This window comes from Acidimicrobiia bacterium, from assembly GCA_035948415.1.
GTDB lineage: Bacteria > Actinomycetota > Acidimicrobiia > IMCC26256 > PALSA-555 > PALSA-555.
In genome coordinates this window covers 1-8,567 of record DASZJD010000069.1, presented here as the reverse complement: position 1 = coordinate 8,567, position 8,567 = coordinate 1, and the positions used below count along the sequence as shown (strand labels likewise).

The 8,567-nt window shown below is 75.4% G+C and carries 9 protein-coding genes; all 9 read right to left on the bottom strand.

What is annotated here, in order from left to right:
- Positions 1 to 316 (bottom strand): SDR family NAD(P)-dependent oxidoreductase (locus VG869_09850; protein ID HEV3451498.1); only part of this gene is annotated, 316 nt, incomplete at its 3' end.
- Positions 317 to 338: 22 nt separating this feature from the next.
- Positions 339 to 1,145, bottom strand: a complete 807-nt coding sequence (locus VG869_09845) for an XdhC/CoxI family protein (GenBank protein HEV3451497.1) — start codon at positions 1,143 to 1,145, stop codon at positions 339 to 341.
- Positions 1,142 to 1,459: an XdhC family protein gene (locus VG869_09840; protein HEV3451496.1), complete on the bottom strand. Its 318-nt coding sequence runs from the start codon at positions 1,457 to 1,459 to the stop codon at positions 1,142 to 1,144. The genes VG869_09845 and VG869_09840 overlap by 4 nt, the downstream gene beginning before the upstream one ends.
- Positions 1,459 to 2,565, bottom strand: a complete 1,107-nt coding sequence (locus VG869_09835; GenBank protein ID HEV3451495.1) for a VWA domain-containing protein — start codon at positions 2,563 to 2,565, stop codon at positions 1,459 to 1,461. The genes VG869_09840 and VG869_09835 overlap by 1 nt, the downstream gene beginning before the upstream one ends.
- Positions 2,558 to 3,448 carry a MoxR family ATPase gene (locus VG869_09830; GenBank protein HEV3451494.1) on the bottom strand — a complete coding sequence of 297 codons (891 nt, stop codon included), beginning with the start codon at positions 3,446 to 3,448 and terminating at the stop codon, positions 2,558 to 2,560. The genes VG869_09835 and VG869_09830 overlap by 8 nt, the downstream gene beginning before the upstream one ends.
- A gap of 43 nt (positions 3,449 to 3,491) precedes the next feature.
- Positions 3,492 to 5,042 (bottom strand): gamma-glutamyltransferase family protein, encoded by a 1,551-nt coding sequence (locus tag VG869_09825; GenBank protein ID HEV3451493.1) that lies wholly within the window; start codon positions 5,040 to 5,042, stop codon positions 3,492 to 3,494.
- Positions 5,043 to 5,157: 115 nt separating this feature from the next.
- Positions 5,158 to 6,420 carry a divalent metal cation transporter gene (locus tag VG869_09820; protein HEV3451492.1) on the bottom strand — a complete coding sequence of 421 codons (1,263 nt, stop codon included), beginning with the start codon at positions 6,418 to 6,420 and terminating at the stop codon, positions 5,158 to 5,160.
- Positions 6,417 to 7,751, bottom strand: coding sequence for a CBS domain-containing protein (locus VG869_09815; GenBank protein ID HEV3451491.1), 1,335 nt, complete (start codon positions 7,749 to 7,751; stop codon positions 6,417 to 6,419). Before VG869_09815 ends, VG869_09820 begins: the two co-directional genes overlap by 4 nt.
- 317 nt (positions 7,752 to 8,068) lie before the next feature.
- On the bottom strand, positions 8,069 to 8,567 hold a 499-nt coding region (locus VG869_09810), incomplete at its 5' end, for a dihydrodipicolinate synthase family protein (protein HEV3451490.1).

Here is an 8,567-nt window from a genome sequence, read left to right as displayed (position 1 = left end):
GGGCGTACTCGGCCGGGTCGGACACGTCGGCGAACCCGCCGGGCCGGGGTCCCCCGGCGTTCGCCACCAGCACGTCCACCCCGCCGAGCGCGGCGCGCGCGTCGCGCACGAAGCCGCTCGCCCCGTCCGGGTCCGACACGTCGGCGACGATCGGGACGAGGCCGTCGTCGCGGGCAGCAGCCTCGACCGCGGCGGCGTCCCGGCCGCAGATCGCCACCCGGGCGCCCTCCCGCGCCAGCGCCGCCGCGCACGCGCGTCCCAGGCCCCGGGACGCGGCCGCCACGGCGGCGCGTCGACCGGCCAGCATCAGGTCCATCGCCCTCCTCCCGGTGCGTCGGTCAGTGGATCGGCCCCTGAGCGTCGCGCAGCGACGGCGCCGGGCGGCCGGTGCGCCGGGCGATGATCTCGGCGCACACGGCGATGGCCGTCTCCTCGGGTGTGCGCGCGCCGAGGTCGAGCCCGATGGGGGCGAGGAGCCGCGTGAGCGCGGCGTCGTCGACGCCGGCCTCGCGGAGCCGTTCGAGCCGCCGGGCGTGGGTCCGCCGGCTGCCCATGGCCCCGAGGTAGCCGACGTCGGTGGCGAGGGCGGCGACGATCGCCGGGACGTCGAACTTGGCGTCGTGGGTGAGCACGCAGACGGCGTCGCGGGGCCCGAGGTCGCCGCCGTGGCGCGCCAGGTACCGGTCGGGCCACTCGCAGACGACCTCGTCGGCCATCGGGAACCGGGCCGCGGTCGCGAACGCGGCCCGCGCGTCGCAGACGGTGACGTGGTAGCCGAGGAGCTTGGCGACCCGCGCCAGCGCGGCCGTGAAGTCGACGGCGCCGAAGATCACCATCCGGGGCGGCGGGGCGAAGGATTCGATGAAGACCGTCACGTCGGCCTCGCGGGCCTCGCCCCGGCGGCCGTAGTGGCGGGTGACGGTGGTCCCGGCGCCGAGCGCGCCCAGCGCGTCGCGCGCGACCACGCGGTCGAGGTCGGGGGTCCCGAGGGTGCCGAGCGGGTCCCGCCCGGGACCGACGAGGAGCTTGGCGCCGACGCCGGCGCCCTCGGTGACCGTCGCGAGCGCGACGGGCTGCTCGTCCCGGAGCGCGTCGCGCAGCGCGTCGAAGACGGGGGTGGCGGGAACCTCGGCGGTCGGGGTCACCAGTCCAGCGGCTCGACGAACACGTGGATGGTGCCGCCGCAGGTCAGCCCGACCGCGAAGGCCTCGTCGTCGGAGTAGCCGAACGAGACCACGCCGCGCGGCCGGTCGCCGGCCAGCACCGCCAGGGCCTCGGTGACGACCGCCCCCTCGACGCAGCCGCCCGACACCGAGCCCGCCACCTCGCCGCCGTCGCTCACCGCCATCGCGGCGCCGGGGTCCCGGGGCCCGGAGCCGTCGAGCCCGACGACCCGAGCGACCGCGACCCGGTGGCCCGCGCGCCGCCACCGCTCGATGTCCGCCAGCAGCTCGCGCATCAGCGGGCCAGCACGGCCACGAGGTCGTCGAGGGCCGCGACGGAGTGGCCGGTCACGAACTCGTCCACGAACGGGAGCGCGGCCGCCATCCCCCGGGCCAGCGGCGCGTAGTCGGGCGTCGCCTTCAGCGGGTTCACCCACACCACGCGGTGCGCCACCCGCCGGAGCCGCGCCATCTCGGTGGCGAGGACGTCCGGGTCGCCGCGGTCCCAGCCGTCGGACAGGATCACGATGATGGCGCCCCGGGCCAGGCCTCGGATCCCCCACCGGTCGTTGAAGGCCCGCAGGCCCGATCCGAGCCGTGTGCCCCCCGACCAGTCGGTAACGCGACGGGCGGCGGCGGCGAGGGCCTGGTCGGGGTCCCGCGACGAGAGCTCGCGGGTGAGCCGGGTGAGCCTGGTGCCGAGCGCGAAGGCCTCGACCCGGGCGCCGCCGACGACCGCGGTGTGGAGGAACCGCACCAGCTCCCGGGCGTACGGCTCCATCGACCCGCTCACGTCGCAGAGCAGCACGATGCGCCGGGGGCGGTCACTGGGGGCCTGGAAGGCCCGGCTCACGGTCTCGCCGCTCGCCCGCACGGCTCGACGCACCGTGCGGCGCAGGTCGAGGCGGCCCCGGTCGCGCCGAGTCGGCCGGTGTCGGCGGGAGCGGCGGCGGGCGCCGACGACGCGCAGGTCGGCGATGAGCCGCCGGGCCTCGTCGAGCTCGCCGGGGCTGCAGGCGGCGAAGTCGCGCGTGCGCAGCACCTCGGCCGGGCTCCAGCGCACCCGCAGGGCCAGGTCGCCCGCCCCGTCCGGGCCGGTGTCGTCGCCGCCACCGTCGCCGTCGTCGAGGCCGAGGCTGGCGGCGACGGCGGGCTCCGGCTCGGGCCGCTCCGCGGGCGCGCCCCAGAAGGCGCGGAACCCGCGGTCGTAGCGCGGCACGTCCTCCCGTCGGCGCACCAGCACGGCCCGCCCGGCCCAGTACAGCTCGTCGGGGGCGTCGAGGCCGACCGCGGCCCACGCCTGGCCGAGCGTCACGGTGGCGCCGACGGGAACCTCGAGCCCGAGGCGCCGGAGCAGCCGGGCGAAGGCGACGACGACGCGGTCGGTCTCGGCGTCAGCCATCGTGGGCCCGAGCGGTGCCGACGAGTGCGCCGAGGCCGTGCGCGCGCGCCCGCTGCTGGTCCTCCCGGTACTTCAGGACGGTGCCGAGCGTGACCTCGACCGTGTCCTCGTCGAGCGTCGCGGCGCCGAGGGCGGCGACGGCCTGGGCCCAGTCGATGGTCTCGGCCACGCCGGGGGGCTTGTAGAGGTCGAGGTCGCGCAGCGCCTCCACGGCCGCCGCCACCTGCCGCGCCAGCGCCTCGCCGACGCCGGGGGCCCGGACCCGCAGGATGGCGAGCTCGCGATCGAAGTCGGGGTGGTCGATCCAGTGGTAGAGACAGCGGCGCTTCAGCGCGTCGTGGACGTCGCGCGTCCGGTTCGAGGTGACGACGACGACCGGCGGTCGCTCGGCCCGGTAGGTGCCGAGCTCGGGGATCGTGATCGCGTAGTCGGCGAGGATCTCGAGCAGGAAGGCCTCGAACTCGTCGTCGGCGCGGTCGACCTCGTCGACGAGCAGGACCGGGGGCTGCGGACCCTCCGAGGCGACGGCGCGCAGCAGCGGTCGCCGCACGAGGAACCGCTCGGAGTAGAGCTCGTCCTCCCGCACCGGCCCGCCGCCGGCCTCGGCGGCCCGGAGGTGCAGCAGCTGGCGCGAGTAGTCCCACTCGTACACGGCCTGCCCGGCGTCGATCCCCTCGTAGCACTGGAGCCGCACGAGCTCGCCGCCGGTCCAGGCCGCCAGCACCTTCGCCAGCTCGGTCTTCCCGACGCCGGCCTCGCCCTCGAGCAGCAGCGGCCGCTCGAGCCGGAGCGCGAGGAACACCGCGGTCGCCAGTCCCACGTCGGCGAGGTAGTCGTGGGCGGCGAGCGCGTCACGCACGTCCTCGACCGACTTCACGTCCATCACTGCAGCGTATCCGTGCCCCGGAACGCGACCGGCCGACCCGTCAACGCCCGAGCGCGGCGCCCTCGGAACGCGGGTCGGACGCGGCGGCGTAGCCGCTCGACTCGAGGCGGATGACGTGCGCGTGACCCATGCGCGCGTCGTACGCGGGCGCCTCTACCACCTCGTGGCCGCGGGACCGCAGGCCCTCGAGCACGTCGGGCGCGAAGCGGTCCTCGGCGTGGACGGCCCAGCGGCCCGGGTCGACCCGCCACCGGGGCGCGCGCAGCGCGTCGGCCGGGTCGGCGGCCTCGTCGACGAGGTGCGCGAGCAGCTGCACGTGCACCGCGGTCTGGGCGTCGCCGCCCATGCTGCCGAACACGAGCCACGGCCGGCCGTCGCGGAAGCCGAGGGCCGGGATCAGCGTGTGCAAGGGGCGCTTGCCGGGCTCGAAGCGGTTCGGGTGGGTCGGGTCGAGCGAGAACGAGAACCCGCGGTTGTTGAGGTTGATGCCCCAGTCGGAGACGTGGATGCCGGACCCGAACGACATGAAGTTCGACTGGATGAGGCTCACGAGCAGCCCGTCGGCGTCGCTCGCGCAGAGGTACGCGGTGCCACCGGGCTGGGTCACCCCGACCCCCGGCCGCACGGCCCGGTCGGCTCGGAGCGCGTCCCGCCGTGACGCGACGAAGGACTCGGCGAGCAGCTCTGTCGCCGGTCGCGGCATGGCCGACGGCTCGGTGACGTACCGGTCCCGGTCGGCGAGGGCCTGCTTCAGCGCCTCGATGAGGAGGTGCTCGCGCGCCGGTCCCGGCGCCGGGAGCGGGCCGCCGTCGAGGATGCGCAGCGCCTCGAGCGCGGTGACGCCCTGGGTCGGGGGCGGGAGCTCGGCGACCTCGACGTCTCGGTACGCGGCGCGGAGCGGGGGCACCCACTCCCCCGCGTGCGCGGCGAAGTCGCCCTGGCGCAGGTCGGCGCCGTCCTCGCTGAGGGTGGCGACGATCGCCTCGCCGATCGGACCGCGGTAGTAGGCGTCCGGGCCGTCCTGGGCGATGCGCTCGATCGTGCGGGCCAGCGCCGGCTGCCGCAGCCACGAGCCGGCGGTCACGTCCCCGTACACGCGCTGCCAGCGCTCGAACCACGGGTCGCGCCGGTACATGCGCGCCGCCTCGGCGAACACCGGGGCGGCCGCGGCGGTGACCGGGAAGCCGTCGTGGGCGTACGCGACGGCGTCGGCGGCGAGCGTCCCGAAGTCGCGGGTGCCCCACCGGCCGAGGAGGTCGAACCAGCCCGCGACCCCACCGGGCACGGTGACCGAGTCCGGCCCGAGGACGGGCATGTGCGAGGTGCCCGCCCGCCCCGCGACCGCGTCGAGGCTCGCCTCGGCGGCCGAGCGGCCCGACCCGAGGTACCCGTGGAGCCCGCCGTCCCAGACCACCGCGAAGAGGTCACCACCGAAGCCGCAGAGGTACGGGGCGACGACGCCGAGCGTCAGGTTGGCGGCGACCGCGGCGTCGACCGCGTTGCCGCCGCCGGCCAGGACGGCGAGGCCGGTGGCAGAGGCCAGGTAGTGCGGGGAGGCGACGGCCGCCCGCGGGAACCGCGGCGCGTTCACGGGCGTCGCCCCGGGTGGGCTCGCTCGGCGATCGCCGGTGCCCGCCGGCAGGCGCGGATCGAGCGGTGGGATCGACGGGCCACGGGCTCAGGGTCGCGCACCGGGGCCGCGGCCGTCACGCCAGGCCGAGCCAGCCGAACACGGTCTGGGCCACGACGAAGAGCGCGAGCGCGCTCACGGCCACGACCGACACGGTCGCGACCACGCGGAAGCGCGGGGCGTTCACCGCGTCGCCGAGCACCGAGCGTCGGTTCGCCAGCACCAGGATGAACGCGAGGATCACCGGCGTGATCAACCCGTTCAGGATCTGGGTGTTGATCAGCAGCGTGATGAGGTTCCCGGGGATCAGCGCCACCGCCGCCCCCAGCACCACCTGCGCGGTGAACAGCCCCACGAACAGGCGCGCCTCGGAGATGCGGCGGGAGACGGACCGCTCGGCGCCCACGGCCTCCGCCAGCCCGTAGGCGGTCGAGAGGGGCACCACGGCGGCGGCGAGGGCGGACGCGCCGAGGAGGCCGACGCCGAACAGGATCGTCGCGCCGCCGCCGGCCACCGGCTCGAGGGCGCGGGCCGCCTCGTCCGCCGACCCGAGCGCGCCGTGACCGCCGATGGCCGCGGCCGTCGCGATGATGATGAACATGCTGATCACGTTGGCGAAGATGGCGCCGCCGACGCTGTCCAGCCGCTCCCGTGGGTAGTCGTCCGGGCCGATGCCCCGGTCGGCGACTGCGGCGGCCTGGTAGAGCTGCATGTACGGCGTGATCGTCGTCCCGACGAGGGCCACGGCGAGGACGACGAAGGCGTGGCTGCCCGTGAAGTGCGGCCACAGCGTGTTCGTGGCGACCTGGCCCCAGTCGGGCTTCCCGAGAAACACCGCGACCGGATAGGCGAGGAACGCCACCGAGAGCAGGAGGAACACCCGCTCGGCGTACCGGTAGGTGCCGAGGACCACGACCGACCAGATGCACACCGCCGCGATCGGGACGGCGACGTACCGGGACACGCCGAACAGCTCGAAGGCAGCGCCGATGCCGGCGAACTCCGAGACGACCAGCCCGACGTTGGCGACGACGAGGCAGACGACCGCGACGGTCGCGATCCGGAGCGAGAACTGCTCCCGGATCAGCGAGACGAGGCCCTCACCCGAGTACGCGCCGAGTCGGGCCGACATCTCCTGGACCACGACGAGCGCCACGGTCACGAGCACCATAAGGAAGAGCGTGCGGTAGACGAACTGGGATCCCGCCGACGCGTACGTCGCGATCCCCCCGGCGTCGTTGCCCGCGTTGGCGGCGATCACGCCGGGGCCCAGCACGGCGAAGACCGTGACGGCGCGGCGGCGGCGCGCCAACAACTCGCGGGCGAACGGCGGGATCATGGGACGCGGACATGCAGGCGGTACCGACCGCGGGTCGGGACGAGGGCGTCGATCACGTCGTCGGCCATGATTCGGCCGACCGGATGCCGGTCATCGTCGACGACCAGGAGCGACGCCTGACGGGAATCGATCAGCCGGTCGATGACCTCGGTCAGCGGAGCCGAGGGCAGCACGGTCACCGGCTCTGCGTCCGAGGCGAGCTCCTCCAGCCGCTGTTCGGGCTCGACGACGAACAGGTCCACGACCGAGATGTCGTCGACCACCCGGTTGTCTTCGTCGACGAGGACGACGGCCGAGAGATCCAGCCGCTCGTCGGCGGCAGCCAGACGGGCTCGGACCGCGCCGACGGTCTCGTCGCAGCGCCCCACGAGCAGCCGGGTCGTCATGAGGCCGCCGGCGGTGCTCTCGGGGTAGGAGAGCAGCGGCCGCAGCTGCGTGGCGACCGCCGGCGCCATCGCGGCGAAGATCTCCTCCAGCTCGTCCTCGTCGAGGTCGCGGAGTGCGTCGGCCGCCTCGTCAGGCTCCATAGCGCCGAGGAGGTCGGCGACGCGGCGGACCGGCAGGTCGCGCAGCAAGGCGCGCAGCTCGTCGGGCTCCATCTCCTCGAGCGCGTCGGCGGCCGAGTTCCGCTCGAGGGTCTCGAGCAGCTCGTTGCGCTCGGGCCGGCCCAGCTCCTCGAGGAGGTCGGCGAGCTCGCTCGGGCGTAGGCGCGCCAGGGTCTGGTTCTCGCGCCGCAGGCGCAGCGGCCCGGGGTCGACGCCGAACGGCTGGATGGCCGCCCAGTCGATGACCCGGTCGGGTGTGGGACGCACCCGCCACCGAGCGGGTCCGAGACGCCGGAGGAGGGACTGGTACCCGATGTCGACGCCGACGAGCCGCCACCCGTCCGAGACGGGCGCCAGATAGAGGTCGGACGCCCGGACCACTCGGACGCCGTCCACGTCGACGAGCTGGTGGTCGAGGACGTCGCCGGAGAGCAGCACCTCGCCGGGGCGGCGCTCGAAGTCGCGCAGGTTGAACTGCGCCGACGTGAGCGTGATCCCGGGGCGTCCGAGGTCGGCGACCTGCGAGGCCGGCACGAACGCGAGCCGGCGCGCGACCCGCACGACGAGGCCGGTAATCGGCGGGTAGGGCTGACCGTCCCATCGAGCCACGAGGTCGGCCAGTCGACCGACCTCGGCACCGCCGCTGATCCGGACGGGGCGGCGGACGAGACCGGCGACGGAGACGAGGGCGTCGCGGACGGCGCGGTTCGCGAGCAGCCGCTGGGTGCGGCGGTCGCGTCGAAGCCGCCGCGCGGTCGGGCTGGGGAAAGGTGGGCGTCGTGCCATCGGGTCCTCCAGGGTCGCTGGCGGGGTGAGAACCCGCGCCGCCCGGGCGGACCGCGAAGAACCGGACTAGCGGTGCGGAGGCCCGAAGCGGACGGGTCGGCGGCTGGGACTCGGGGGGTCGCTTCGTCGCCGCATCCGCCTCACCTCCTCGGAGCTCGCGCCGGACCGGCGCTCAACCTCACGCATCCACTCCATCTTACGCGTCGAGGCGACGCGCCGCACGGTGCGAGCGCCGAGCCTGGGCGCGGCGGTGACGGTGCTGGGGTCGAGTGCACGCGGCGCGCCGCGATGGTCGCGGTCTCGCGTCGGCGCTCGGGTCAGCCGTCGACGTCCGATGGTCGGAGCTCGGCCAGGATTCGCCGCTGGACCCCAGCGAGCGTCTCCCCGCTCGCCGGCAGCCGGGGTGGGCGCGGCGGACCGCCCGGGAGGCCGAGCAGCTCGAGCGCGGCCTTCGTCGCGGTGACGCCGCCGAGCTCGCGCGTCGCCGTGTAGAGGCGCAGGAGCCTCCGGAAGCTGGCGGCGAGCGTCCTGACATCGCCGGCCTTCCAAGCCTCGATGACGTCGGCGCACAGCCGGGGGGCGAGGTTGGCGTCCGAGCTCAGGAACCCCTGCCCGCCCATCGCCAGCCCGGTCAGCGCGTGCATGGGTCCCCCGACGTGCACGTCGGCTCGCCCGTCGACGGCCTCGATCAGGCGCACGAGGTAGGTCATGTCGCCGGTGGAGCAGTTGACGCCGACGACGCGCTCGGTGTCACGGACGAGCGAGGCGACGAGGTCCACGGGCAGGAGGTAGCCGACGCTCTCGTGCGTCGACAGC